Raw genomic sequence first — 26,451 nt, 5'->3', positions numbered from 1 at the left:
CTAAACCCCAAGGTTTAAGCCCACATTCTAAAATAAAGCTAGTTAAGCTAAGCTCACTTCTTCTTGGTGAGGAACTGGACGATAGTAATCAAGATGACTGCGCCCAAAATTGCGGTCAAGAAGGTGAGGATTAGACCAGCGCCTTCGGTGTTTACGCCGACTAGGCCTAGCACCCAACCACCAATCAAGGCGCCCACGATACCAACAACAATATTAAGGAAGATGCCCTGGGAGGCGTCAGTACCCTTAATTTTCGAAGCGATCCAGCCTGCTAGACCGCCAACAATCAACCAACCAATAAAACCTAGTGCTCCAGGCATGTTACTTCTTCTTTCTTCTTGCTTGCGAAAACGCCTACCATTATAGAGGACTTTTGGCCTAAAATCAAGAAAACCATAAGAAATAAGCCAAAATTTTAGTTTGTTTCGTGAAAGTTTTTGCTGTTGATTTGTTTTAACTAGGGGTGTTAAGGGGAGGGGGTGAGTGTGAGCTCTGTAACTAACTGTGTTGCTGGCTTGACACGCTAGGTCGTTGGAGTGCAAGCTATTGGACATGTTGAAACGAATGTTTAGCTGACTGTACGTCAGCCCGAAACCCCGCCGCTTTGCGTGCTCACCAGCATTCGGAAATTCTCTGCCGTGCAGTCAGGTTAATCGCCACTGGACGGCTTTTTTGTACCCAAAAAAGCCTCGAGAAAAACCTCGCAAGTCCAGGCCAGCTGGAAAAAACCAAAACCAACTGACTTAAAGGAAAATCATGACTAACAACTACTCTTTCGATACTTTGCAGATCCACGCTGGCCAGGAACCAGATCCCGTTACTGGTGCTCGTGCATTACCTCTTTACCAGAGCACTTCCTTTGTGTTCGATACGGCGAAACAAGCCGCGGATCGCTTCGCTCTGAAAGAACTTGGACCGATTTACACCCGTCTAAATAACCCCACTACTGAAGTCGTGGAAAACCGGATTGCTGCGCTTGAAGGGGGAGTCGGAGCAGTTCTCGCCGCATCCGGCCAAGCAGCTGAAACCCTAGCAATTCTGACGATTGCTACTGCCGGCGATAACTTGGTGGCTTCACCTTCGCTCTATGGGGGTACCAAAAACCTGCTAGCAAACACCCTACCTAGATACGGTATCACTACCAGATTTGTCGATGATCCCACCGACCCAGAGGCTTGGAAGGCCCTAGCGGATGAACGTACCGTGGCTTTTTACGGAGAAACAATTCCAAACCCCAAAGGCGACATCCTCGATATTACCGCTATTAGTAATGCGGCCCATGAAGTTGGTGTCCCGCTAATTGTTGATAACACGGTGGCCACACCTTACCTTTGCCAGCCGTTGAAATTCGGGGCAGATATCGTGATTCATTCTGCCACCAAGTATTTAGGTGGACACGGAACCTCGGTTGCTGGTGCCATTGTTGATGGTGGTACCTTTGACTTTGGTGCCGAACCAGCTCGATTCCCGCAGTTTAATGAGCCCGACCCTTCCTACAACGGTTTAGTCTACGCCCGTGATCTAGGGGCCGAGGGCGTTTTCGGGGTAAACCTCTCCTTTATCCTGAAGTGCCGAGTCCAAGGGCTGCGCGATCTAGGCCCAGCAGTTTCGCCAACAAATGCTTGGCTTATCTCCCAAGGGATTGAAACTCTTTCTCTCCGGGTTCAGCGTCATGTGGAGAATGCTTTGAAAGTTGCAGAGTTCTTGGCTGCTCGTGATGACGTACTATCGGTTAACTACTCATCGTTGCCTCAGTCCCCGTATTACGCCCTCGCCCAAAAATACACGCCCAAGGGTGCTGGCGCGGTAATCAGCTTCGAAGTTGCTGGTGGCAGTCAGGCTGGAGAAAAATTTGTTGATTCATTACAGCTATTTAGCCATTTGGCCAATATTGGAGACGTGCGTTCACTTGCCATCCATCCAGCGTCGACTACTCACTCACAACTGGACGAAACCGCTTTGCTACAAGCTGGGATTAAGCCGGGAACCGTGCGCCTAGCAGTTGGGATTGAAGATATCAAGGACATTATTGCTGACCTCGAACAAGCATTTGCCGCACTCCATAACTAAGGTTTGAAGGTATCATCTTTGAAACCTCTGGGACGGTGGCAAGTAGCGAACTTTGGATCCAAAGCAGCGATTGCCACCGTCCCAACCAGACATAAGTTTGATCAAAGCTAGTGCTAGCTAGTCGCACAGGAAGAAAATAATGGCGCAAATATCGGTAGAAAATAACCTTCCCAAGGGAGCAAAACTTTGTTCCGTAGGAGATTTAGTACTTGATTCTGGACAAGTGCTGCCTGAGGCGCAATTAGCATACGAAACCTGGGGCACTTTGAATAGCCAACGAAGTAATGCGGTGCTTTTACTGCATGCTCTAACAGGAGACTCACATGTTAGCGCGAGCGAAGCTAATCCGGCGCAAGGCTGGTGGGAAAGCGTGGTCGGGCCCGGAAAAGCGATTGATACGAATGAATATTTCGTTGTCGCCGCAAATGTGCTTGGCGGCTGCGCGGGATCAACTGGACCGGCATCATTGCATGCTGATGGGAAACCATGGGGGAGTAGATTTCCGCAACTCTCCACCAAAGACCAAGTAGCGGCTGAAGCTCGTTTAGCGCAACATTTGGGAATTGAAAAGTTTTCGGTAATCGTGGGTGCTTCATTGGGAGGCGAACGTGCTTTCGAATGGGCTGCCTCCTATCCAGAAAAACTAGAAAAACTAATCGTAGTAGCCAGTGAACCCGCAACCAGTGCCGATCAAGCTGCGTGGGCCCATATGCAATTGCGGGCGATTGAATTAGATCCAAACTGGCAAAATGGCGATTACTATCTCACCGGACGGGTTCCCACTGGTGGTCTCGCCCTCGCTAGACAAATTGCGCACAATACCTATCGCGCTGCCAACCAACTTCAAGAGAAATTTGGTTATCAGGCGCAAAAGGGAGAAAACCTGCTGGCAGGTGGGCGTCGTGCCGTTGGGTCTTATCTTGACTATCAAGGAGAAAAGCTGGTAGCCAGATTTGATGCCGGTAGCTATGTGGCAATTACAAAAGCTTTCTTGAGTCACAATATCGGACGAGGGCGAGGGGGAGTTGAACAGGTTCTCACGCAGATAAAGCAGCCAACGCTTTTAATCAGCGTCAGCAGCGACCGGTTGTTCCCGATCGAAACCGCACAGCAAATTGTCTCCCTAATGCCCAACGCCAAACTAGCAAAAATTGACTCAGAAATTGGACATGATGGTTTCTTGGTAAACTCCGACCAAGTGGAAAGTGCAATTAAAAACTTTTTAAGCTAATTATCAAATCTTCACTTAACCTGCGGTAGGCTTAATAGAAAGCAAAAGCTACCGACGGGAGCGAAGATGACTCGCAAAACGATACCAACGGAACAAGAGCAAATCCAAGAATTTAACTGGTTTGGTAAAGATAGGGAGCTTAAAGTAGGCGTGATTGGCTGTGGAGCCAGAGCGCATCTAGCACTTAATGCCGAAAAGGTGGATCCGAATGCGCACCTAGTAGCAGTCTGTGAGCCTCATCGATTAGCTGAAAAACGCATCCAAACCAGGTTGAAGCGCCAAGCTATTGACCATCCATTGTCAGACATTGAACTAACCGCGACCAAGTCCGACGATGCCGCGCCGATCTATCACTGTGAGACTCTGCCGGAGTTAATAGCTTCAGGAATCGACGTGGCTTTCGTGCTCAGCCCAGATGATACGCATGCTGAAATTACTTGTGAACTATTGCAGCAAAAGATTCCCGTATATTTAGAGAAACCGTTAGCGATCACCATGGAAGGGGCTAATGCGGTATTAACGACCGCCTACGAAACAAAAACTCCCCTTTACGTAGGACATAATATGCGACATATGCAAGTGGTCCGACAAATGCGTGAAGAAATTCGCAAAGGCACTATTGGCGAGGTTAAAGCAGTCTGGTGTCGTCATTTCGTCGGAGCCGGAGGTGACTTCTACTTTAAAGACTGGCATGCCCAGCGAGAACACGTAAATAGTTTATTGCTACAAAAAGCAGCTCATGATATCGATGTCATCCACTGGCTAACCGGACAACACTCCACCGAGGTAGTAGCCATGGGAGGCCAAACCCTCTATCACCAAGTCAAAGATCGCGCCAGGCACGAAGATGAACTGATGTGGGATTGGTATTCAAACGATAACTGGCCACCATTAAACCAGACTGGGCTAAATCCCCAAATGGATGTTGAAGACCTATCCATGATGCTTATGAAACTCACCGGTGGGGTCTTCGCGAGTTATCAACAATGTCATTACACGCCAGATTACTGGAGAAACTACACGGTAATCGGTACTGAAGGAAGAATGGAAAACTTTGGAGATACCCAAGGGGGAGTAATCAAGATCTGGCGTCATCGGATGGGCTATCAGGCCGAGGGCGATCTAGAGATTCCGATTGTCGGTGATGAAGGTGGCCATTCGGACGCAGATTTATTAACCGTAAAAGAGTTCCTTGAATTCGTCCGTACGGGCAAAGCCTGCGACACCAACCCGGTATCGGCTTGGCATGCGGTAGCTGCCGGGATTGGCGCTACCAACTCAATACGGCACGGTTCTACTCCCCAGACCTGGGATCAGTTACCGGCGGCGTACCTTACCTACTTTGATAAATACACGAATCAATAAAGAAAAGAATCAAAAATGGATATTCAAAAACCAACTTTTGCAGCTTACGGAGATTCGATCGTTTCTGGATATTTGCGTGGGGGCGCGCCAGATACCCGTTTTAGCTCCATCTTGGCTAATCGTCTCAAGCTTAATGAAGTGAACTTTGGGCACGACGGCCTCGGCTATTTGGCTCTGAGAGACGAGCAGGGATACGCTCCAGAAGGACTAGACTATCCCGCCGAAATAATGAAAGTAGAACCTGACTTCCTGCTAGTCTGCTTGGGAGTCAACGATGTGCCGCTGATGAAAACTCACTCGGCCGAGGTCGCCGACCGGGTCTCAGCGGAGCTAGGCAGAATCGGTGAACTTTTTGCCTCAATCCCAGTGCTCGTTACCATGTACTACCCTGGGAATACCTTGGGAGAAAGAAGTCGCCAATTAGTTAATTGGATTGCCAGTGATTGTCAGCGAAATGGCTTGAACTTTAGCGATAGTTTCGTTGGCCCATTCAAACAACAGCCCGCGTATTACTCCAATGATGGCATTCATCCATCTGTTAAGGGACATTTGGAATTGGCTCGATTAATCGAAGATGAAGTCTCAAATCTGCTTCAAAAGTAACAACGAACAGAAGATACAAAAGTTCGGCTATCAGTTACACTAGGAAAAAATAAACTACTTAAAAGGAGACCGCATGGCCACCCCACATATTGCCGCAGAACCTGGAGATTTCGCCCCAGCAGTACTAATGCCTGGTGACCCAAAGCGAGCCGAACGAATCGCTCATCTGTTAATGGAAGATGCCAAACTAGTGACAGACGTGCGTGGCATGATGGGCTTCACCGGCACCTGCAACGGCAAACCTCTTTCGGTAATGGGGTCCGGCATGGGTCAGCCATCCGCCACTATCTACGCCACTGAATTATTCAGCCAGTACGGGGTAGAACGAATCATTCGTGTTGGTACTTGTGGTGGTATCGCCCCACAAGTAAAGGTTGGCGATGCTATTGTTGGGCTAGCGGCGCACACCGACTCAGCCATGAACTCCTTGCGGATCCCAAATGTTCACTTCAGTGCAGTCGCTGATTTTGAACTTGCTAGAGCTGCGGTTGATGCTGCGCCGGCCGATAAGAATGTGCATGTTGGCGCCATCATTTCCCGTGATCACTTCTATCTTGAAGTTCCTGGTCAGACTGAAACCCTGGCCAAATATGGTGTCCTTGGGGTAGAAATGGAAGCTGCTGCCCTTTACGGTGCGGCAGCCGAATTTGGAAAGCAAGCTTTGACCGTGCTAACGGTTTCTGATCACCTATTTGATCACTCTTCCGATATGACGGCTCAAGAACGTGAAGAAAACTTCCACACTGCATTGACTATGGCCGTGGCGGCAGCTCACTGCTGAATCGATTTGTAAAACGTGTGGGCTTAACCGACTAAAAGTTAAGCCCACACATTTTGTAAGCATTTAGTTAAAACGATTTCTGGTTTCCCATAACGCCACTGCCGTAGCTGCCGCGACATTAAGGGAATCAACGCCTTGGCGCATCGGAATTCGTACCGTGGAATCAGCGTGAGCGATCGTTGATTTTCTTAGGCCGTCGCCCTCGGTTCCCATAATTAAGGCAAGCCGAGAGTTCGGAGATTGAACTGTTGGAGTTTGAGAAAATTCATCTAGCGATATGGAATCATCGCTTAAGGCCAAGGCGGCTACGTGAAAGCCGGCCTCTTGTAGGATCTGAGTGCGAGGCCAAATAGGCAACCGAGTCCAAGGAACTTGGAAGACCCCACCCATAGAAACGCGCACACTCCGACGATAAAAAGGGTCCGCACAGTTGGGCGTCACTAGGACTAAATCGGTGCCGAGGGCGGCCGCACTGCGGAAAGCAGCACCGACGTTCGTATGATCTACTAAGTCTTCAAGCACTAATACTCGCTTAACCGCAGGGTTCGCCAACATCTGTTCAGCAGGTAGTAACTTAGGGCGTGCCATGGCTGCAATCGCCCCACGATGGAGATGAAAACCTGTTAACTGTTCTAAGGTTTCTTCAGATCCAACAAAAATCTTGACCGAAGTTGATTCAATCGTTTTGCCGAATTTTGCCAGCAAAGTTTCAACTTTCGGTAGCCAGTGAGGCGAGAGAAGAAAACTGATTGGCTTATGTCCCGCAGTGATTGCTCGCTCCATGACATTGAACGATTCTGCTAGGTAAACTCCCCATTCGGGCTCCAACTTCTTCCGTAAGGCCACATCAGTCAAGTTGGTATAGATCTCTAAATCGGGGGAGGAAAGATCAGTAATCTCAATCAGCATGATTTATATTTTGCCACTTTTATGAGAATTTAGGTTTTAATGCGGGTTTGTGCTCGACACTCTGACGGCGAAATATCCTCTTCCAAGAGCTGTTTTAGCTTGTATCTTTTAGCTAGCTGAGTGAGCATCATCTAAGTCGAGCGTGGCTGGGACGCTACTGTTCCCATTCCAACTTGTCCACAACGTAAACGAGATTATCGCGGAGTTTACTTCTCTGCTTCATAGGCTGGAATAACAGTCGTCAATGAAATAGGAGAAAGCAATGAAAGAACTACCCTTTAATCAATCTAAACCAGTAGAACAAATATCAAAGCCATACCAGGGATGGACAGTAGATACAGGGGTCTTTGAGCTAGTTCGTCCATTTTTAGCACTCACTCAATGGGAGGCTAAGAATCTAAAGCTAGAAAATGGCGTTCCGAGTCAGCCACCCTCTTTCGCACATTTTGACGAAATCGGGATTACTGAAGTCAGAAAGCTACAAGGTATCTTGCCTCAGTTTGCTCGTAGTGAAGCTCAGAACTATGCCCCTAATACTGCTGAATTGTTAAAGATGGTAGAAAATCATCCGGAAGCTACCCTCTACGGATATTACGTTGGCCCACAGCGAGGCGATGAAAGAATTACTTTCGAAGGATTCACTGTCTACGGTTTTAAAAACTGGAAAGTTCCAATGGAATATAGCCGAAGCCGTTATCGCGAACTGTGGCAAGAGGTTTGCGAAACGCTCGAACTAGAGAATAGCGATTATCCTCCCGACGAAATCAGACTTTCTGGTCGAATTAATCATAAAGGCGAACCTGAATGGGTGTTCTGGTGGGACTAACTAGCCGACACAAGGTAAAATTCAGCCTGTGTATAGCCAGTTTTTTCGATACGTATTAGTCCACACCGATGCTGAATGGATTCATCGACTAACGATTAAGTCCTTGAAAGCAGTGTCTGCTTGTGCTCCGCTAGAGCGATTCTTGAGCTCTCGATTCTCCAATCGGGTTCGAATCGTTCCGAAGCCAACTTATGGTGAAGGAGTATTCGATCGTCCAGTTCCTTCTATGATTGGCCTCGCCGCCGGTCTCGACAAAAATGCTGAGGCGATGATTGCCTTTGACTCCTTCGGCTTCGGCTTCGTGGAGATTGGTACAGTTACCGCCCAGCCACAGCCGGGGAATGAAGGCCCTCGTCTATGGCGTCATCCTTCGATTGATGCTATTCGAAATCGAATGGGCTTCAATAATGATGGAGCAAAGCAGGTTGCAAAACGTCTTGCTAAGCTTCGGTCAACCGTTCGAGGCCGTCAAGTCGTCGTCGGTGCCAACATCGGGAAAAATAAGGTTGTTCCTGCCTCACTGGCGGCCGAGAACTACGCTGAAACTGCAAAAGAATTGGCACCTTGGGTGGACTATTTGGTAGTTAACGTTTCATCTCCAAATACCCCCGGATTGAGGGATCTCCAAGCCGTGGCGGAATTGGAGCCCATTTTGCAAGCTGTTAAGACCACCGCGGATCGTGCTGCAAAGCGTGACCTGCCAGTATTCGTCAAGATTGCCCCAGATCTAGCAGATGAAGATATTAAGGAAATTTGTCAGCTAGTTAATCGCACCAAGTTGCGGGGGATTGTGGCTACCAATACCACGATTAATCATGAGCTAGGTGAGGGTGGTCTGTCGGGACGTCCTTTGACTCAGCGTGCAGTAAACGTGGTTCGTCAGGTAAGACACGAGCTAGCTGCTGACAAGAAGATTATTGGGGTCGGCGGCATCTGGAATGAAGTTGACGCACTTCGAATGATCGAAGCGGGCGCTGATCTTTTAGAGGTTTACACCTCGTTTATTTACCAAGGACCTGGCTGGTTAGCCCGTTTGAACCAAGCGCTACTGAAACATCAGAAATAATTTAAGGACACGTAATGTCGATTTTTTCCAAATCGGAGCAAGAGTCTCCAGATCCCGTTGAAAACAACCAACCTGCTAACCAAAAACATGGCAAGAAGGGACGACCGACGCCCAAGCGCAAAGAAGCTGAAGCAGCTCGGCGGAACCCAATTGTCCCTGCTGATCGGAAGGCGGCGAAAGCACGTTCTAAAGAGTTAAAAGCACAAGAACGGGCCCGTCGTGATGCCGAATTCATGCGACAGCAGCAAGCAATGAGAGACGGCGATGAGCGTTACATGCCTGCCCGCGAAAAAGGGCCAGCTCGTCGATACATTCGAGATTACACTGACTCGCGTTGGACCCTTTCTGAGTTCGTAATGCCAGTGGCTTTGATCGGTATGATTGCTAGTTTCGCTTTGGTGTACTACCCATACTGGCGAAATATGCTAACTATTTTTATCTACGTGTACCTTTTGGTTTGTATCTTAGAAGGATTCTTCGCCAATCGAGCAGTGCGCAAAAATATTGCGACCAAGCATCCAAAATGGGATCTACCACCCCGTACCGGTTGGTATCTATGGTCCCGAATGATTATGCCTCGGCCTCTACGTAATCCACGTCCTCAGGTCAAACGTGGCGAAGATTTAGATCGATAAGTAAAGGATTGCCCTTATGCCAAGCACTTCAGAGTTACGAGCAACTGTCGCACAACAGTTTCCTGAGATTGTTGAACGTTTAAGTGAACTTATTAAGATTCCGTCTCTTTCCACCTCATCTGCAGATCCAGCACCTTTAGCTCACTCTGCTGAAGTGGTTAGAGATATGTTCCTTGATTTGGGCTGCGAAGCTCAGATTCTCTCAGTGCCTGGTCCTGATGGCTGGCAGGGACGACCAGCAGTGGTAGCGACCAAGATAGTTTCGGAATCGGCACCTACCGTTCTCCTTTACGCCCATCATGATGTTCAACCTGGGGGAGAAGCAGAATCATGGAATACTTCGGGCCCCTTTGAACCCGAAGTGATCGGTGATCGTCTTTATGGTCGTGGTGCTTCTGATGATGGCGCCGGGATTATGGTTCACTATGGGGCATTAAAAGCACTTGCTGAGGATTTACCAGTTAATATCAAAATTTTTATTGAGGGCGAAGAAGAATCTGGTTCCCCTTCCTTTAAGAATTTTGTTAAGACCTACCAAGCTGAGCTGGCAGCTGACGTGATTATCGTTTGCGATTCGGAGAACTGGAAAGTTGGGACCCCGGCAATTACCGCCAGCTTGCGAGGGGTAGTAACTCAGACAGTCACCCTCAAGGTACTCGATCATGCCGTGCACTCTGGTATGTATGGGGGGCCGATTGTCGATGCCGCAACTTGTGCCGCTCGCCTAGTAGCCACTTTGCATGACGATAACGGGGCAGTTGCGGTTGCTGGTTTGGATCAGGCGTATGAGACTGAACTTGACTATCCAGAAGATGAATTGCGAGAAACTGCCGGTGTCGTTCCTTCATACCAGTTAACTGGAAAGGGATCATTAGCTTCACGTTTGTGGCAGCAACCAGCAATTAGTTTGATTGGGATGGATATTACTAATGTAGCCAACTCTTCAAACACAATTATCCCTTCTGCCACCTTTGTTTTGTCGATGAGAGTCGCACCTACCCAAACTCCCGAGTCTGCGAGGGAAGCACTGCTTACTCATTTGACCGAAAATGTTCCGTTTGGTGCTGAAATCGAGTTTGGTGAGTATGATCTCGGGCCTGGTTTCAACGCCAAGTTCGATACCAAGAGCATGGAGAACCTCTCGTGGGCGCTGGCAGCTGCCTGGGAAACAGACCCAGTGGTAATCGGTATGGGGGGATCTATCCCCTTTATCTCGGATTTTGCGGAAGTATTCCCGCAAGCTGATGTGCTTGTTACTGGGGTGGAAGATCCTATGACTAACGCTCATTCAGAAAATGAGTCGCAAAGTTTGCCTGACTTACAGAATGCAATTTTGGCTGAAACTTTGCTTTTGCAGCGTCTAGCAGAAAAGTAGTATTTAGCAGTTTAATGTCACAACGATTAAACGTCGGAACGAGCGGTACCTGTATCTTCTTCGATCCATTTTCGAGTGAAGAAGGACAGGGCTGGCTCACCCAAGAAGAGGTAGTCTCTGCTTGGAATCAGCAGGCAAAGAGCATTGCAATTTTTGATCTGCCGAGGCAGTCGAAGCTTGCTGGATACCTTCCAACTTGGTTAGAGTCAGATGAACGTTTTCCAGGTGGATATTGGTTCCTTCCACAGCTGTGTGACAGTGAGCAGCTGGATAAAAATCTGCTGGGGATCAAGCAAGCCATCAAATCCGGGCAGGCTGCAGTTTTAATCTGTTCTGATCGAACCGAAAAGGAATCAACTCAATATTTCTTTTCCAGACTCGTCGAGCTTGTAGCTGACGATCAGTATGAGATTAGCTCGCTAAACGAAATGCTGTCCTACGTTACTTTGGCAACTACCTCAGAACGTTTAATTTCTCAACCAGATCTGACAGCCGATGAGAATAGCTGGAAGACAAGTCAACAAGAAATTATCGCTTCAGTCTCATCATTGCAAAAAAGCATCAAGCAAACCGAACTAACTTCCCGGCAGGGGATAACTGGTCTGTTGGCAGCGGGGGGAGGGCTTGCCGCCATCTGGCAGATGCAAGGAAATAAAGTTGTAACTTACTCGGATTTATTGTTAACGCATAATAAAATCCAAGAGGCTATAGGAAAAGCTGATCTTTGTTTGGCAATCACGCCTAATCTCAACCCTTGGGATACTTATGATTGCACGCACTTAGAAGTACAACCATTTTGTGAAAACTATGGGCTCCCATTCGTGATTGTTGCTGGCGATCTAAACCTCTCTAAGTACCAGCAAACCTCGTTAGGAATCGATCAAGCGTATGAGTTGCCCCACGAAAAAATAGCGCAAAAACAGATGATTTCGCGCCTAGGGCGAACATGGGGCAATTTATCGAAATAGGCTGAGAAGTTGCATTAGAATCGAACAGATAGCCAGAGTCTAATATAAGGAATTGTGATGGTAGAAAGCTCTCAGAACCCCACTCACGAAGTAACACTAACCGACCAAGCTGCTGCCAAGGTTAAGGCCTTGCTTGAGCAGGAAGGAAATACTGACCTTCGACTTCGAATCGCAGTTGCTCCTGGTGGATGTTCTGGTCTTCGTTACGAACTTTATTTTGATGATCGTATGCTTGAAGGAGATGCGATTCGTGATTTTGATGGGGTTGAAGTAATCATCGATCCAATGTCTGTCCCATACTTGGCAGGAGCTACTATCGACTTCGCCGACACTATCTCTAAGCAAGGCTTTACCATTGACAACCCAAACGCCAAGGGCTCATGTGCCTGTGGCGATTCATTCAACTAAGAGGCAAAGGAGCCACCCCAGTGAAAAAGATTAAGTCGTTATCGATTATTGCGCTAGCTGCAGCGCTAACACTATCTGGTTGCGGCCAAAGCGCCACCACCGGTTCATCGGAATCCAGCGTGGAAGCAGCCGCAACTGCGGTAGCAACTCCAGTTGATGGTGATATGCCAAAGGTTGAAGGTGGCGACGGGGCAGAACCTGTTATCCACCCAGCTAAGGGCAAAGAACCAACCGAACTAGTTTCCGAAGTTCTTAAAAAGGGCGATGGTGAAGAGATCAAGCCAGACGATACCCTCAAGGTAAATTACCTTGGCCAGCTCTGGAACGGTACTGTTTTTGATAAATCGTACGGTCGTGAGCCTGCCACTTTCTCCCTCGACGGAGTTATCACCGGCTGGAAGAAGGGCCTTGCTGGTAAGCATGTTGGTGACCGTGTCCTCTTACTTGTCCCAGCAGCCGATGGCTATGGTGCCGCAGGTAGTCCTCCCACCATTCCAGAGAACGCTACTTTGGTGTTCGTAGTTGACATTCTAGAACGCAAGGATGCCGCCCAAGCTGCGGAAGAACAAAAGCAGCAGGAAGAAAAGGAAAAGGCCCGTCAGGAAGCGATCGAAAAGCTTCTACCAGAAGTTGATAAAGCTGGACAGGAAGCCTTGAAAGCAGCTAAGCCTGTTGACTTTAAACTTCCTGAAGGTATTACCATTGAAAATAATCAAGATGGTGCTCCGAAGATCACTGTCTCCAAGGATGCGAAACTTGATCAGGACGACTTGCTAGTTAAGATGCTTGACGGTACTGGTCCAGTTATCGGTAAAGCAGATCCTTTCCTCTGTAACGTTACCGTTGCCGCTGAAGGGCAAGAGCAAACCACAACCTGGGGGAATAATGGGCGTACTATTCAGCAGGCACCTCCAGCTGAACAGATGGGTCCTGAGTTCGTTGATGCTCGCGTAGGTTCGCGTATTGCCCGTTTGCACAAGAACGAAAAGGGTGGCGTAACTGTTAGCGTTGTTGACATTATTTCACCTATTCCTGAAGCGCTTAAGAAGCTTCAGTAAGCAAAATAGACTTAAATTAGTTTGGGGACCAACCTATAGGTTGGTCCCCAAACTAATTTAACTAACCGTAATAAATTGGAGGGGGCTATGTTTGTAGCCCCCTCCAATAACTTAGTTTGTCTAGAATCAGAGATTCACCAAGCTGCCGAATGAGTCACGTGCTTGCGCAAAACGCTGACCAACGTTTTCCCAATTCACGATCGACCAGAATGCCTTAACATAATCAGCCTTGACATTTAGGTAATCCAAGTAGAATGCATGTTCCCACATATCAAGCATGAGTAGTGGCACGGTGGCTACAGGGACGTTGGCTTGCTGATCGAACAACTGGAAAATAACCAGCTTCTGAGCGACTGTATCCCAAGCTAGGACAGCCCAGCCAGAACCCTGGATCGAGGTAGCGCAGGCAGCAAAGTGCTTTTGGAAGGCTTCGAAGGAGCCAAAGTATTCATCGATCGCAGCCGCGAGTTCGCCTTCTGGGCCACCCTGATTGGCAGGGCCTAGATTTGTCCAGAAAATTGAGTGGTTTAGGTGGCCACCCAAGTTGAAGGCTAGGTTTTTTTCGAAGAGGTTAACTGCAGCAAAGTCATCATTGGCACGTGCAGCTTCCAACTTTTCAAGCGCAGCATTTGCGCCTGCAACATAGGCAGCATGATGCTTATCATGGTGTAGTTCCATGATCTTGCCCGAGATAGCAGGCTCAAGCGCGGTGTAATCGTATGGGAGTTCAGGGAGGGTGTAGACAGTCATGAAAATCCTTTCAACTTATAGGACTGTAGTCCCTACTATTCTGACATACCTAATGTGCATAAGATGCATTTCTATACTCTTCTAACCAGTTAGCGAAATAAAAAGCTGATTGAATCGTCTTAACTACCCAAATTTGCTTCAAAAGCGTAAAATATGCACAGTAGTAACTCAATGTTCCACAAACTAGTTTATGCAAAGGGCTCCGATGGCTGAAAATACTAAAGAACTGAACATTTTGGTGTTTAGCGACGATGTTACTTTCCGTGAGGACGTTAAAGCAGCGGTTGGTCTTCATCCATATGCAGGTAGCCCTGAAGTACGTTTTGTCGAAGCTGCAACCGGTCCTGGTGTAATCAATACTTTTGCAGACAATTCTTTTGATTTGGCTATCTTTGATGGCGAGACCAAAAAAGACGGAGCTATGTCAGTAGCTCATACGATTGCTGAAACTATCAATCCTGATGAGGTTCCGCCAGTAATCTTCGTAGTGGCTCGACAGCAAGATGAATGGCTTGCTCGTGGCGCTGGAGCTGCATCTGTAGTTTTAAAACCAGTAAATGCGCTGAAGCTACAAGAAGAAATAGCTAAGCTTTTGAAATAGTTTCAAGTGGTTATGGGCGGGGCAATAGCTTCCCGCCCATAACTATTTCTTTTTACCAGTGACGAAAAAACTTCCGATAAAGAATATAGCTAAGGTTAGATAGAGGATTGTAGCTGCCCAAGCTGGGAGGGTAATTCGCCACCAGCCCAGAAGCACTAGCGTAATTAACAAGATCGCACTAATTATTAACAGCAACAAGCGTATTGAAAATTTTATTTTCACTTCTTCGCGGCTGGGATTAGGCGCAAGGAATCCATCATCATCTGGAATTGAGAGGGCGTAATCTCGCGGACCAGACAAGATGGAAGCTTGGGCTTCGAGTTCTTCGTCTAAGTCTTGGGTTAAAGCGGCAAAATCACGTTCGATGCGTGCTTGCTCTGCTTTTCTTTTTTTCTTGCCGAACATGACCTCCATAATAACGGTTTTAGAACTATAATTAGAACCTACTGTGTTGACCAATCAGGAAGTGCCATGTTCTATCGTTTACTTAAACTTATCGGCGGACCGATTCTGAAAGCGATTTATCGTCCATGGATTAAGAACGCGGATAATATTCCAGTTGATGGTCCGGCGATTATTGCCTCGAATCATTTGGCTGTTTTTGATTCGGTGTTTTTGCCCTTAATGTTGAAACGTGAAGTCGTTTTCATGGGCAAAGGTGACTATTTCACTGGTAAAGGTTGGAAAGGCAAACTAGTTGCCAAATTTATGCGACTAGTGGGGACTATTCCAGTTGATCGAAGTGGCGGGAAAGCCGCAGAAGCAGCTCTAAATGCGGGCTTGGCCCGTTTAGCTAAAGGTGAGCTTTTTGGAATCTATCCAGAAGGAACTCGTAGCCCAGATGGCAAATTGTATCGAGGACGAACCGGGGTGGCGAAGTTGGCGTTGCGTTCGGGCGCCCCAGTAATTCCTGTTGCCATGATTGATACCAATGTGGCGCAGCCTATTGGAACGAAGATTCCTCGTCCTAAGCGAGTCGGCATGATTGTCGGTGAACCCTTGGACTTCTCTCGCTATCGAGAACTTGAACGTGATCGATTCGTGCTTCGAGCGGTAACCGACGAGATCATGTATGCACTAATGAATCTTTCTGGTCAAGAATATAGTGATGAATATGCTTCGGTAGTTAAAGCGCGCATGGCGGCAGAAGGTACCTTTAAAGGTCCAGTTCCTACTGGTTCGACTAGGACCAAGGACGTAAAACCGCAGCTTACGGGCGATAATTCCACAGAAAAATCTGTGAAAACTGAAGAAAAATAACCGATAAAAGCGGGTTGAATATCTATTCTGACCCGTGACAAGTACAATAGCAACGAGCACGCAGTGTGCTCCAGCGGTGAGCTCCGCTGAATCAATAAGGAAGGCTTAGAGAAACAATGACGGTACGTCGTGTTGCCCTACTAACTGCGGGCGGTTTCGCCCCTTGTCTCTCATCCGCAGTTGGCGGATTGATTGAACGCTACAACGAGATTGATCCTAGCGTAGAAATTATTGCTTACCAGAATGGTTACCACGGTCTTCTTACCGGTAACTACGTGGTTATCGACGATGAAGCTCGCGCCAAGGCCGGCGTGCTACACCGTTTTGGTGGCTCGCCAATTGGTAACTCCCGTGTGAAGCTAACCAACGCCAAGGACCTAGTCAAGCGTGGATTGGTGGAAGAAGGCGTTGATCCGCTTGAATTTGCTGCTAACCAGCTAAAGAAGGATGGTGTGGACGTTCTTCACACCATTGGTGGCGATGACACTAACACCACTGCGGCTGATCTAGCTGCTTACTTGGCGGAAAATGACTACCAGTTGACCGTAGTTGGGTTGCCCAAGACCATCGACAACGATGTTTTCCCAATTCGTCAATCATTGGGCGCATACACTGCTGCCGAAGAAGCAGCTGAGTTTGCTCAAAACGTGATTGGTGAACACCGTTCGAACCCACGCATGCTCATTGTCCACGAAGTTATGGGTCGTAACTGTGGTTGGCTAACTGCTGCTGCCGCTGCTGACTACCGTAAGTGGCTAGAAACCCAAGAATGGGTTCCTTCCATTGGTCTTTCGAAGGAGCGCTGGGACGTTCACGCTGTATTCGTGCCAGAAATGAAGATCGATCTGGATGAAGAAGCAAATCGTTTGCGCGCCATTATGGACGAACTAGGTAACGTAAACATCTTCCTCTCCGAAGGTGCTGGCGTTCCTGAAATCATCGCTGAGATGGAAGCAAATGGTGTTGAGGTTCAGCGCGATCCATTCGGTCACGTCAAGTTGGACACCATTAACCCAGGTAACTGGTTCGCGAAGCAGTTTGCTGAAAAGATTGGCGCAGAAAAGGTAATGGTTCAGAAGTCGGGTTACTTCTCCCGTTCCTCGCGTGCTAACCAGCGTGACCTTGACTTGATCAAGAGCATGACTGACATGGCAGTTGATTGCGCTTTGGCAGGCACTGCTGGCGTGATTGGTCATGACGAAGATGATAACGATACCCTCAAGGCCATTCCGTTCCCACGTATCGCTGGCGGCAAGCCATTCGATATTAACCAGGAATGGTTCCAGGAAATGATGAAGGAAATCGGCCAGCCGGTCGTTCCTGCTGATGCTCCAGCAGGCCACTGAGTCATAACTCATACCTGAATCGGCGTTACAGTACAATAGTCCAACGTGGCATTAGTACAGTAACGCCGATTTTTTGGTATTCTTATCCGCGTGGAAAATAACGAAGAACTTTTAAACGCATGGCGCAAGTACCCTGCCTTGCAACAACCTACCTATCCGGACTTGGATGCCTTGGCGTCGGTAGCAGCAGATTTGCGTACTCGGCCACCACTGGTTTTTGCTGGCGAAGTTGATCGTCTGACTAAAGATCTGGCAGCTGCAAGTCGCGGAGAGGCCTTCGTATTGACTGGGGGCGATTGTGCCGAGACTTTTGCCCAGTCGAACGCTGATCGGATCCGAGCAAAAGTTCAAACCATTTTGCAGATGGCAATTGTAATGAGCTACGGCGCCTCAACTCCGATTGTGAAAATTGGTCGTATCGCTGGCCAATACGCCAAGCCACGATCTGCTGATCTTGAGACTCGAGGCGATGAAGTCCTTCCGTCATACCGTGGTGATGGGGTAAATAGCTTCGAATTTACGCTAGAAGGCCGCACGCCAGATCCTCAGCGTTTGCTTGAACTCTACCAACGTTCGGCCTCGTCGCTAAACCTGATTCGCGCATTTACTCGGGGTGGCTACGCAGACTTGAGACAGGTCCACCATTGGAATCAAGGTTTTACCGATAACCCAGCATACAAGCAGTATGAAGCCATGGCGGTTGAGCTTGACCGTGCTCTGCGTTTTATGGAAGCTGTGGGCGTCGATGGTGAGAACATGCGTTTCGTTGATTTTTATTCTGCGCATGAATCTTTGCTTTTGGAATACGAAACTGCTATGACCAGAACTGATTCTGGTTCTGGCAAGCTTTACAACACCTCAGCACATTACCTCTGGATTGGTGAACGAACCCGAGATCCGCAGGGAGCTCATGTGCAACAAGCCGCTAGTGTACAAAACCCCATTGGGGTAAAGATTGGTCCGACTACCACAGTTGATCAGATTAAGGAATTGGCCTCGATTTTGAACCCAGAGGCAATTCCAGGTCGCCTGTCATTGATTACTCGGATGGGCGCCTCGAAACTAGCAGACAAACTGCCTGCCTTGGTAGCTGCAGTACAGTCGGAAGGTATTCCAGTACTTTGGATTACCGATCCCATGCATGGCAATACCATTACTTCTTCGTCTGGCTACAAGACTCGTAACTTCGGTGACATCATGCAAGAGGTACATGATTTCTTTGGGGTCTTGCAGGCCGAGGGCGCTATCCCTGGTGGGGTCCACGTCGAACTTACCGGTGACGATGTGACCGAGGTAGTAGGCGGTGCCGAGGAACTATCTGAGGAAGCGTTGGCGAACCGCTATGAGACCTTGGTTGACCCTCGATTGAATCACCAACAGTCGCTCGAGTTAGCTTTTGCCACTGCTCAGATTCTTCGCGAGTCGGTTAAACGCTGAAAATAGTCTAAATATTTTGGGGTGGTACCAGACGGTACCACCCCAAAATATGTTCAGGTATTTTCTGCCTAGACGATCTTTAGCGTAATCGTGGCGCCACGTTTAGCTTTTTGACCTCCGGCTGGGTCACTAGTTCGAACTGTTCCGAATAAGCCGCCGTAGAGCTTTTCTACTCGCACTTTAAAACCGGCATCTTCAAGTTTTTGAGTTGCCCTATCGAGTTGCATCCCAAAAGTCTGTGGTACTTCAACTAAATCTGGACCTTTCGAAATTACTAGATTAATTTCATCGGCTCGGAATGCGTCCTTATCTGGGTCGATTGACTGCGAAATGACCTTTCCTGCCGGTACTTCGTCATTAAACTCTTCACTTGTGGTGTACTTAAATACCGATTCGTCAAGGATTTTGACTGCTTCGGGCTTTTCAAGGCCAATCAGATTAGGAACTTTAAAGGGTTGACGTCCTTTAGAGACTACTAGATTGACGGCAGAATCGTGTTTAATGCTTGTACCTGGCGCTGGATCAAGGGAGATAACATGATTTGCGGGGATTTCCTCAGACCACTCTGAGTTAACCTCGCCAACGTTCAAGCCAGCCTTGGTTATTTCTGCTTTAGCTTTTTCAACGTCAGTTTTAAGGACTTCAGGAACTTTAAAGGTTTGTACGCCTTTGGAAATCTCGAGTGAAACGGCACTGCCTTTCTTCACTTCACTGCCAACCTTCGGACTGGAGTTTACGACTTCACCGGCAGGAATATCGTCAGAAAAGACTTCTTTGGTTTCAACCTTTAGATTATTGGCTTCGAGTATGCTGGTGGCTTTGGCTAATGGCATTTTGACTAATGCAGGGATTGTCCGCAAAGAACCTGGACCAGTTTCGTAGTACCACCAGGCGCCTCCAGCTCCACTTCCAGCAAGGAGTAATAATAGTACGAGTGCTATCCACCAAAACTTCTTCTTGGATTTGGTTTCCTTAGATGCATTTTCTTCTGTTGGGCTAGCGTTTTGGGGAAGATTAGAAGCGGTAACTGGCGCAAATGGTAAGGGGTTAGTTTCGCTCGGAATATTGAGACGAGTGGTTTTATCAGCCAGTAATGGAATCGGTGCTGACTGAACCTGAGTTTGATTTGCTGAGCTTGCCTCGCTAATTGCATCCACTTCAGTTTCCCGTCGATGCTGGATCGAGGGCGGAAGAGTTCGCAATAACTGGTCTACTACCTGCTTGGCAGAAAGTGCTGTTTCAAAGCGATCTTCTGGGTCCCGAGCACATAATGCGCTGACTAAGTCATCAATTTCGGTAGGTAGCCATGGAAGCTTAGCCGAGGGCGGAGGGACGTCCTGATTTGCGTGAGCGAAGGCGACATTAATGGGTGTTTGAGAGGAAAAGGGGAGTGACCCGCAGAGCATCTCATAAAGCATTATGCCTAAGGAATATAAGTCTGCGCTCGCATTAGCCTCACCTCGAAGGACTACCTCGGGGGGAACATAGTTAACCGTGCCTAAGACAGTTTGGGTGTTTGCCGCGGAAGCTTCTGAAACGGTTTTTGCTAAGCCAAAATCCGCTATCTTTGGGGTGCCATCTGGGGCAATAAGTATATTTTCTGGCTTGACATCACGGTGAACTACGCCTTGACGATGAGCTGCTGCTAACCCTGTTAAAATCTGGGAAGTCAGCTGTAGGGCCTCTTTGATGGTTAAGGTTTTTTTCGCCAGGAGGACATCTCGAAGCGAAGGTCCCGAAACCAGTTCCATTACGATGAAGGCAGTTGAGTTGAGTTCGCCCTGATCGAAGACGGTCACAATTTGGGGATGAATAAGCTTTGCGACCGAACGTGCTTCTTGATGAAAACGTGTTAAAAAGGTGCCGGTATCAACCAAGTGTGGGTGAAGTACCTTAATGGCGACTTGACGATCCAAGCGTTCGTCTAGCCCCTGATAGACGGTGGCCATGCCGCCGCGTGCTAGTACGCTTAAGACGCGATAGCGCCCGTCTAATAGAACTCCGTTGAGGGCGTCTACTTCTTTGTTTGCGGGATTGCCTGTTTTCGAGTCTGAGCCAGCTTGGGCAGAGGAAATGGTGCCTTCTAAGTCTGAAGGCACGGATCCTAGCGGTTCGTTAGGAGTCATCTTTTGTTCATTTCCCACGGTGTAATTATTACGGTTTTTACTAGCTTTCCCTTATGCCGCGCCGATTTACTAGGAGAAAGCCTATTTTTCGCGATTAATTAACGCGTCACCTAGTTTGCTGAGCTGATCGCTTGGAAGGTTTAGGCTTTCGAGTTGTTCTTGACCGAGCGAGTACAAACGGGCAATACGTTTTTCCAGTTCGGACTTTGCCCCACTTTGGGTAAGCAATTCTTGGATCAGCTTAATATCTTGTTCACTGCGTTTTGACTGGGCAAAAAGTGCCTGGATTTTTGCTTTTTGTTCATCACTACCAAGCGATAATGCAGTTGCAAGTAGGACGGTACGTTTACCTTCAAGTAGATCGCTACCACTGGTTTTCCCAGTTTGGCTTGCGAGGGCGAAAGCACCGAGCTGATCATCGCGAAGTTGGAAGGCCAATCCCCACGGAGCCAAGGCGTCGGCAATTTTGTCGCACTTTTCGGGGGAAAGATTAGCGAGTAATGCTCCCAACTTTACGGGGTCAATCACCGAGTAACCAGCGGTTTTATAGCTGATTACTTCTTCTGGAATCTGGCTCGTAAAATGTTCGTCAAGGGGCAAAGCTTCAGCTTGGAGATCTAAGAATTGCCCAATATTAACTCGAGTACACATGCGATGAAAAGCGAAATTGCCTGCATTTTGTTGTGGATGATCTAAGAAAGATTCGGCAGCTAGCTGATAGGCAGTGCCCAGTGCAAGATCGCCGGCAAGGATGGCTAAGCCTACGCCGAAGTCAGATGGGTTTGGGTATTTCCGTTCACTAGCTACTTGAGTTCCCCGAATATGTGTAGTTGGGCGTCCTCGGCGTAGTAATGAATGGTCGATTAAGTCGTCATGGATGAGAGCGGATGCTTGGAAGAACTCTAGGGCAGCCCCCATTTTCACTAAACGTTTCCACCCTTGTTCGTCAGTTTTGTCATGGCCGAGGGCGTAGCCTGCAAGTAGACATAGGGGACGCAGTTTCTTGCCAGCTAGGGTGGATTCAGTCAAAGCCTCGATTAGAATTTCGGCAGATTGAACAGAAAGCTCTTTGATCCATTGACAACTAGCTGCTAGTTCAGTTTCTACTGCCTGGAGGAAAAACTGTTCGTCACTAATAAGAAACTGTGAATGATCCGTCGAGTGCATGATGTCAGATTAACATGGTCTAACTGGCGATGGAGTCGGATTATTAAGTTGTGCCTCTCTTAGGCTGGGGTGGGAAAACGGCAGGTTAGTAGTGGTTTATGAGGAAAAATTTATGTTAACCGACCAAGAAAAGAGATTAAATAGCAGATTTGGGAATAAAACTATTTTTTCAAGTGTTGTGCTAATCATGAATGGCGCAAAACCAGCGATTATCTTTCGGCAAATCGCGGTTGCGGCATTATAATTGAACGCGTTATTAACGTATAGAGTTATGTCGCCTAGATCACGAAAGGTGATCCGTGTCCGAAACTGTAAAGAAGACAAGCACCACAAAAAGCGCTAAAAAAGCTGCCGGTGCCACTAAAAAGACTACTCAGGCAAAAACTGCCACTAAAAAAGCTAATGCCACTAAGGAAACTTCGCCAGAAGTTGAAGAGGCAGCTAATACCGAAGCTAAAGCCACTAAGGCAAAAACTACTAAGTCGCGTTCAACTAAAGCTAAGAGCGCTCCTGCGAAAACCGCTAGTGTGAAGCAAGCAGTTGAAGCTGAAGAAGGCAAGAAGACTGCTAAAAAAGCACCTGCTAAAAAGAGCACCGCTAGTGGGGCGAAGGGTAAATCCGCTGCGAAAAAGAAGGAAGAGCCGGAGCTAAAAGACGAAAAGCTTGAAGCTCAGACTGAAGATGATCACGACCTAGATTTGCCTGATGATCTTGCTGATTCAGACGATCTTGATGTCGATCTTGACGATGATCTCGACGACGACCTCGACGATGATCTTGACGATGACCTAGACGACGACCTCGACGATGATGAGGATGACGACGAGGACGATGCGCAGGATCAGGCGCGAGCAGACGCAAAGGCGATGGCCCAGGCCTCAAAGAAGGCCGCCAGCTACGTTATCAGCGAGTCTGACGATACCGATGCTCCGGTACAGCAAGTAACGGTAGCCGGTGCTACCGCTGACCCGGTTAAGGACTACCTCAAGCAAATCGGTAAAGTTGCTCTATTGACCGCTGACGAAGAAATCGATTTAGCCAAACGAATCGAAGCAGGTCTCTTTGCGGAAGAAAAACTTAAGCGAGAAGGCGATCTCATGCCTTCCAAGCTCCGCCGTGAACTGACTTGGATTGCTAAAGATGGTCAAAATGCTAAGAACCATCTACTGGAAGCGAACTTGCGTTTGGTAGTTTCCTTGGCTAAGCGCTACACCGGTCGCGGCATGCTTTTCTTGGATCTTATTCAGGAAGGTAACCTTGGTCTGATCCGCGCTGTAGAAAAGTTTGACTACAATAAGGGCTTTAAGTTCTCGACTTATGCGACTTGGTGGATTCGTCAGGCAATTACTCGCGCCATGGCCGACCAAGCTCGAACCATCCGTATCCCGGTACACATGGTCGAAGTGATTAACAAGTTGGCTCGTGTTCAGCGTCAAATGCTGCAGGATCTTGGTCGTGAACCTACGCCAGAAGAGCTGGCTAAAGAACTCGATATGACTCCTGATAAGGTAGTCGAAGTTCAGAAATATGGTCGTGAACCGATTTCCTTGCACACTCCACTGGGTGAAGACGGGGATAGCGAGTTTGGCGATCTAATTGAAGACTCTGAGGCAATCGTGCCGGCCGAGGCTGTTTCTTTCACCCTATTGCAAGAGCAACTCCAGGTAGTTCTCGGTACTCTTTCGGAGCGTGAAGCTGGGGTAGTGAAGATGCGTTTCGGGCTAGGAGATGGCCAGCCTAAGACTCTGGACGAGATTGGTAAGGTTTACGGAGTTACCCGTGAACGTATTCGCCAAATTGAATCAAAGACTATGTCAAAGCTACGTCACCCCTCGCGTTCGCAGGTTTTGCGTGACTATCTAGACTAACAGGTTCATGAAGTTAATCAACAACAAATAAGTTTGGGCCGCTACCGAAACGGTAGCGGCCCAAACTTATGTAAAAGTTAGTGGTTTGAAGCAGTTAACAAATCTGATTGATCTTCAATAATCTGAGCAACTTCAGTAAGAACCGGAGCGTGCTTACGGGCATGGTGAGCGCAAAAGAGAAGCTGTCCGGTCGCTCCAACTTGAACGCGGACGTAGGCCTGAGCCCCACAAGCATCGCAACGATCCAAAGAGCTTAAAGTGGTCTCTGGTTCAGGAGCAGTTGCAATAGTTTTTTCTTCAGTCATAACCCTATTGGAACACGGAGTAGCTAGTAAATAAACGGTAAAACGCTTCCTTTCGCCTCCAGCACAACGTTTTAGTGACGAATCACGTCCTTTTTAGCTCTGAGCTTGGCGTCTTGGTTATAGAAAAATAAAAGAAGTCGGGAAGTCAGCTTCGCATACTTGGTTTCAGCCATTAACCTAGTAACGTGCAGCAAAAGAGTGAAGAATATACCGCTAGACACCTTTCCGTCTTAGAAGGTCTAGAAGCAGTTCGAAAACGTCCTGGGATGTATATCGGTTCTACCGATCATCGTGGGTTGATGCACTGTGTCTGGGAAATCATCGATAACGCCATCGATGAAGCCTTAGAAGGACATTGCTCAGAAATACTTGTTACTTTACACCCAGATCATTCGGTCTCTGTAGCTGATAATGGTCGCGGTATTCCGATCGATACCGTTAAATCAGTTGGTCTTAGCGGTGTCGAAGTCGTCTTCACTAAACTTCACGCTGGCGGTAAATTCGGTGGGGGCTCCTATTCGTCCTCGGGTGGTCTACATGGGGTTGGCGCCTCGGTAGTGAACGCTCTTTCAGCTCGTCTTGATGTGGAAGTAGATCGTGGGGGCAAAACCTACGGCATGTCTTTCCGCCGCGGTGAGCCAGGAGTATTTGATGACGCCAATGGGCGCACCCCAAATTCGCCATTCACTCCCTTTACTGAAAGCTCAGAGCTAAAGGTTGTAGGCAAAGCTAAACGGGGTAAAACAGGTACCCGAGTGCGATTTTGGGCTGATTACCAGATCTTCTCCAAGGACGTAGAATTCGACTGGGAGACATTGGTGGCTAGAGCCCGTCAGTCGTCCTTCCTGGTGCCCGGCCTAAAACTAATCGTTCGCGATGAACGCCAAGAGCCAGCTTTGCAAGAAGAACTTTTGCATGAAGGCGGAGTCGTCGATTTCGTTGATTTCCTAGCTAAAGATGGCCCAGTTACCGATACTTGGCGACTCCAAGGACAAGGTGAATATCAAGAGACCGTTCAGCAACTTGATGATGGGGGACATCTAAAAGCGGTAGAACTAACTAGAACCTGCGAAGTTGAATGCGCCCTGCGTTGGGGAATCGGCTATGACACGAAAGTACAGTCCTTCGTAAATATTATCGCCACCCCAAAGGGCGGCACTCATATCCAAGGTTTCGAACAAGCACTACTAAAGGTGCTCCGGGCACAGGTAGATAAAAACGCTCGAAAGCTGAAAGTAACGGCTAAAGATGGCCGGATTGAAAAGGACGATATCCTTGCCGGTCTTACTGCCGTGGTAACGGTGCGTTTGCCAGAACCACAATTTGAAGGCCAGACCAAGGAAATTCTCGGTACTCCGCAGGTTCGTCAAGTTGTAAATAAAGTCATCACAGATGCCTTAAAAGAACAACTAACCAGTAAAAAGCGCGACGATAAGCAACAGGCGTCAAACTTGCTGGAAAAGATCGTCGGTGAAATGAAAGCCCGGCAATCAGCTCGCTTACACAAAGAGATTTCGCGGCGGAAAAACGCCCTCGAAACATCTTCTTTGCCGGCTAAATTGGCGGATTGTCGCACTAACGAAGTTGCTGATTCAGAACTTTTCATTGTGGAAGGTGACTCGGCGCTGGGTACTGCAAAACTGGCGCGTTCAAGTGAATTCCAGGCTCTTTTCCCGATTCGAGGAAAGATTTTGAATGTGCAAAAAGCATCGACTGCCGATATGTTGGCAAATGCTGAATGTTCTGCAATTATTCAGGTCATCGGTGCCGGTTCTGGACGTACCTTTAATCTAGAGGCGGCACGTTATGGCAAAGTGATTCTAATGACCGATGCTGACGTGGATGGAGCCCACATTAGAACTTTGCTCTTGACGCTTTTCTTCCGTTACATGCGTCCTTTGGTAGAAGCTGGCCGCGTATACGCTGCAGTACCTCCACTACACCGCGTGGAACTTTCAGCCACTGGTCGGAAAAAGAAAGAATACGTTTACACCTATTCGGAAGAAGAACTTAACACCTTGTTGAAGAAACTGGCTCGGTCTGGACGAAAGTACAAGGAGCCAATTCAACGATACAAGGGTCTAGGTGAAATGGATGCCGACCAACTTGCAGAGACCACCATGGATCCCGCAGGAAGAATGTTGCGGCGCATTACCTTGGCTGATGAAGCTGCCTTAGCCAAAGCTGAAGATACCTTCGAACTATTGATGGGATCAGTGGTGGCCCCTCGTAAGGAATTTATTGTCAATGGGGCTAACCAGCTTGAACTTGCAGATATTGACGTCTAGAATGCTGG

Annotated in this window: 26 protein-coding genes; 19 read left to right on the top strand and 7 right to left on the bottom strand. The window is 48.0% G+C overall.

The window, feature by feature from the left end; all coding sequences use genetic code 11:
- Positions 1–53 precede the first annotated feature (53 nt).
- Entirely contained in the window at positions 54–320 is a 267-nt protein-coding gene (locus BK816_RS04870) for a GlsB/YeaQ/YmgE family stress response membrane protein (protein WP_071164172.1), read from the bottom strand.
- Between the two features lie 433 nt (positions 321–753).
- On the opposite strand from BK816_RS04870, the gene BK816_RS04865 reads away from it, so the two are divergent.
- The 5 genes from BK816_RS04865 to deoD all read left to right on the top strand — a co-directional run bounded on the left by BK816_RS04865 (position 754) and on the right by deoD (position 6,050).
- On the top strand, positions 754–2,070 hold the full coding sequence (locus BK816_RS04865; protein ID WP_204377211.1) for an O-acetylhomoserine aminocarboxypropyltransferase/cysteine synthase family protein: 1,317 nt from the start codon (positions 754–756) through the stop codon (positions 2,068–2,070).
- A gap of 139 nt (positions 2,071–2,209) precedes the next feature.
- A complete protein-coding gene (gene metX, locus BK816_RS04860) occupies positions 2,210–3,301 on the top strand; it encodes a homoserine O-acetyltransferase MetX (RefSeq protein ID WP_071164170.1) in 1,092 nt (363 codons plus the stop codon).
- A 66-nt stretch (positions 3,302–3,367) separates the two neighbouring features.
- Positions 3,368–4,666: a Gfo/Idh/MocA family protein gene (locus BK816_RS04855; RefSeq protein ID WP_071164169.1), complete on the top strand. Its 1,299-nt coding sequence runs from the start codon at positions 3,368–3,370 to the stop codon at positions 4,664–4,666.
- A 15-nt stretch (positions 4,667–4,681) separates the two neighbouring features.
- On the top strand, positions 4,682–5,269 hold the full coding sequence (locus BK816_RS04850) for an SGNH/GDSL hydrolase family protein (RefSeq protein WP_071164168.1): 588 nt from the start codon (positions 4,682–4,684) through the stop codon (positions 5,267–5,269).
- A gap of 73 nt (positions 5,270–5,342) precedes the next feature.
- Positions 5,343–6,050 carry a purine-nucleoside phosphorylase gene (deoD, locus tag BK816_RS04845; protein ID WP_071164167.1) on the top strand — a complete coding sequence of 236 codons (708 nt, stop codon included), beginning with the start codon at positions 5,343–5,345 and terminating at the stop codon, positions 6,048–6,050.
- Positions 6,051–6,113: 63 nt separating this feature from the next.
- On the opposite strand, the gene BK816_RS04840 is transcribed toward deoD, so the two are convergent.
- Complete coding sequence (locus BK816_RS04840; protein WP_071164166.1) at positions 6,114–6,959, bottom strand: TrmH family RNA methyltransferase; 846 nt, start codon at positions 6,957–6,959, stop codon at positions 6,114–6,116.
- A gap of 262 nt (positions 6,960–7,221) precedes the next feature.
- Between BK816_RS04840 and BK816_RS04835 the strand changes: the two genes are divergently transcribed.
- From BK816_RS04835 to BK816_RS04805, 7 genes are read left to right on the top strand one after another with little or no spacing between them, the layout of a single operon-like run.
- Entirely contained in the window at positions 7,222–7,785 is a 564-nt protein-coding gene (locus BK816_RS04835; RefSeq protein WP_071164165.1) for a hypothetical protein, read from the top strand.
- A 28-nt stretch (positions 7,786–7,813) separates the two neighbouring features.
- Positions 7,814–8,851: a quinone-dependent dihydroorotate dehydrogenase gene (locus BK816_RS04830; protein ID WP_071164164.1), complete on the top strand. Its 1,038-nt coding sequence runs from the start codon at positions 7,814–7,816 to the stop codon at positions 8,849–8,851.
- Between the two features lie 14 nt (positions 8,852–8,865).
- On the top strand, positions 8,866–9,486 hold the full coding sequence (locus tag BK816_RS04825) for a DUF3043 domain-containing protein (protein WP_071164163.1): 621 nt from the start codon (positions 8,866–8,868) through the stop codon (positions 9,484–9,486).
- Positions 9,487–9,502: 16 nt separating this feature from the next.
- Entirely contained in the window at positions 9,503–10,861 is a 1,359-nt protein-coding gene (locus BK816_RS04820) for a M20/M25/M40 family metallo-hydrolase (RefSeq protein WP_071164162.1), read from the top strand.
- A gap of 14 nt (positions 10,862–10,875) precedes the next feature.
- Entirely contained in the window at positions 10,876–11,829 is a 954-nt protein-coding gene (locus BK816_RS04815) for a glycerate kinase (protein WP_071164161.1), read from the top strand.
- A 57-nt stretch (positions 11,830–11,886) separates the two neighbouring features.
- The gene (gene erpA, locus BK816_RS04810; RefSeq protein ID WP_071164160.1) at positions 11,887–12,237 is read left to right on the top strand and encodes an iron-sulfur cluster insertion protein ErpA; all 351 of its coding nucleotides are present in this window, start codon (positions 11,887–11,889) and stop codon (positions 12,235–12,237) included.
- A 20-nt stretch (positions 12,238–12,257) separates the two neighbouring features.
- Complete coding sequence (locus tag BK816_RS04805) at positions 12,258–13,295, top strand: FKBP-type peptidyl-prolyl cis-trans isomerase (RefSeq protein WP_071164159.1); 1,038 nt, start codon at positions 12,258–12,260, stop codon at positions 13,293–13,295.
- A gap of 126 nt (positions 13,296–13,421) precedes the next feature.
- Here the strand turns inward: BK816_RS04805 and BK816_RS04800 are convergent, their stop codons facing one another.
- Positions 13,422–14,045 carry a superoxide dismutase gene (locus BK816_RS04800; protein ID WP_071164158.1) on the bottom strand — a complete coding sequence of 208 codons (624 nt, stop codon included), beginning with the start codon at positions 14,043–14,045 and terminating at the stop codon, positions 13,422–13,424.
- A 205-nt stretch (positions 14,046–14,250) separates the two neighbouring features.
- Here BK816_RS04800 and BK816_RS04795 point away from each other — a divergent pair, with 205 nt between their 5' ends.
- The gene (locus BK816_RS04795; protein ID WP_071164157.1) at positions 14,251–14,646 is read left to right on the top strand and encodes an ANTAR domain-containing protein; all 396 of its coding nucleotides are present in this window, start codon (positions 14,251–14,253) and stop codon (positions 14,644–14,646) included.
- A gap of 42 nt (positions 14,647–14,688) precedes the next feature.
- Here BK816_RS04795 and BK816_RS04790 read toward each other — a convergent pair whose 3' ends face one another.
- Positions 14,689–15,051: a hypothetical protein gene (locus BK816_RS04790; protein WP_071164156.1), complete on the bottom strand. Its 363-nt coding sequence runs from the start codon at positions 15,049–15,051 to the stop codon at positions 14,689–14,691.
- Between the two features lie 66 nt (positions 15,052–15,117).
- Between BK816_RS04790 and BK816_RS04785 the strand changes: the two genes are divergently transcribed.
- The 3 genes from BK816_RS04785 (at position 15,118) to BK816_RS04775 (ending at position 18,689) form a co-directional block, all read left to right on the top strand.
- Complete coding sequence (locus BK816_RS04785; protein WP_083379078.1) at positions 15,118–15,906, top strand: lysophospholipid acyltransferase family protein; 789 nt, start codon at positions 15,118–15,120, stop codon at positions 15,904–15,906.
- 116 nt (positions 15,907–16,022) lie between these two features.
- Entirely contained in the window at positions 16,023–17,252 is a 1,230-nt protein-coding gene (locus BK816_RS04780) for a pyrophosphate--fructose-6-phosphate 1-phosphotransferase (protein ID WP_071164155.1), read from the top strand.
- Positions 17,253–17,342: 90 nt separating this feature from the next.
- Complete coding sequence (locus tag BK816_RS04775; protein ID WP_236842295.1) at positions 17,343–18,689, top strand: class II 3-deoxy-7-phosphoheptulonate synthase; 1,347 nt, start codon at positions 17,343–17,345, stop codon at positions 18,687–18,689.
- Between the two features lie 68 nt (positions 18,690–18,757).
- Here BK816_RS04775 and BK816_RS04770 read toward each other — a convergent pair whose 3' ends face one another.
- Positions 18,758–20,833 (bottom strand): Stk1 family PASTA domain-containing Ser/Thr kinase, encoded by a 2,076-nt coding sequence (locus BK816_RS04770; protein WP_156981993.1) that lies wholly within the window; start codon positions 20,831–20,833, stop codon positions 18,758–18,760.
- 63 nt (positions 20,834–20,896) lie between these two features.
- On the bottom strand, positions 20,897–21,982 hold the full coding sequence (locus tag BK816_RS04765) for a polyprenyl synthetase family protein (RefSeq protein ID WP_071164153.1): 1,086 nt from the start codon (positions 21,980–21,982) through the stop codon (positions 20,897–20,899).
- Positions 21,983–22,094: 112 nt separating this feature from the next.
- Here BK816_RS04765 and BK816_RS09730 point away from each other — a divergent pair, with 112 nt between their 5' ends.
- Positions 22,095–22,226, top strand: coding sequence for a hypothetical protein (locus BK816_RS09730; RefSeq protein WP_257786283.1), 132 nt, complete (start codon positions 22,095–22,097; stop codon positions 22,224–22,226).
- A 55-nt stretch (positions 22,227–22,281) separates the two neighbouring features.
- On the top strand, positions 22,282–23,850 hold the full coding sequence (locus tag BK816_RS04760; RefSeq protein WP_071164152.1) for an RNA polymerase sigma factor: 1,569 nt from the start codon (positions 22,282–22,284) through the stop codon (positions 23,848–23,850).
- Between the two features lie 77 nt (positions 23,851–23,927).
- On the opposite strand, the gene BK816_RS04755 is transcribed toward BK816_RS04760, so the two are convergent.
- Entirely contained in the window at positions 23,928–24,155 is a 228-nt protein-coding gene (locus BK816_RS04755; RefSeq protein ID WP_071164151.1) for a DUF7455 domain-containing protein, read from the bottom strand.
- 185 nt (positions 24,156–24,340) lie between these two features.
- On the opposite strand from BK816_RS04755, the gene BK816_RS04750 reads away from it, so the two are divergent.
- A complete protein-coding gene (locus BK816_RS04750) occupies positions 24,341–26,443 on the top strand; it encodes a DNA gyrase/topoisomerase IV subunit B (RefSeq protein WP_071164150.1) in 2,103 nt (700 codons plus the stop codon).
- The last annotated feature ends 8 nt before the right edge of the window (positions 26,444–26,451 follow it).

The sequence above is a fragment of the Boudabousia tangfeifanii genome (genome assembly GCF_001856685.1).
In the GTDB taxonomy this organism is placed as follows: domain Bacteria; phylum Actinomycetota; class Actinomycetes; order Actinomycetales; family Actinomycetaceae; genus Boudabousia; species Boudabousia tangfeifanii.
Note: the sequence above shows the minus strand (reverse complement) of the source record. Positions and strands in the feature narration are given on the sequence as shown.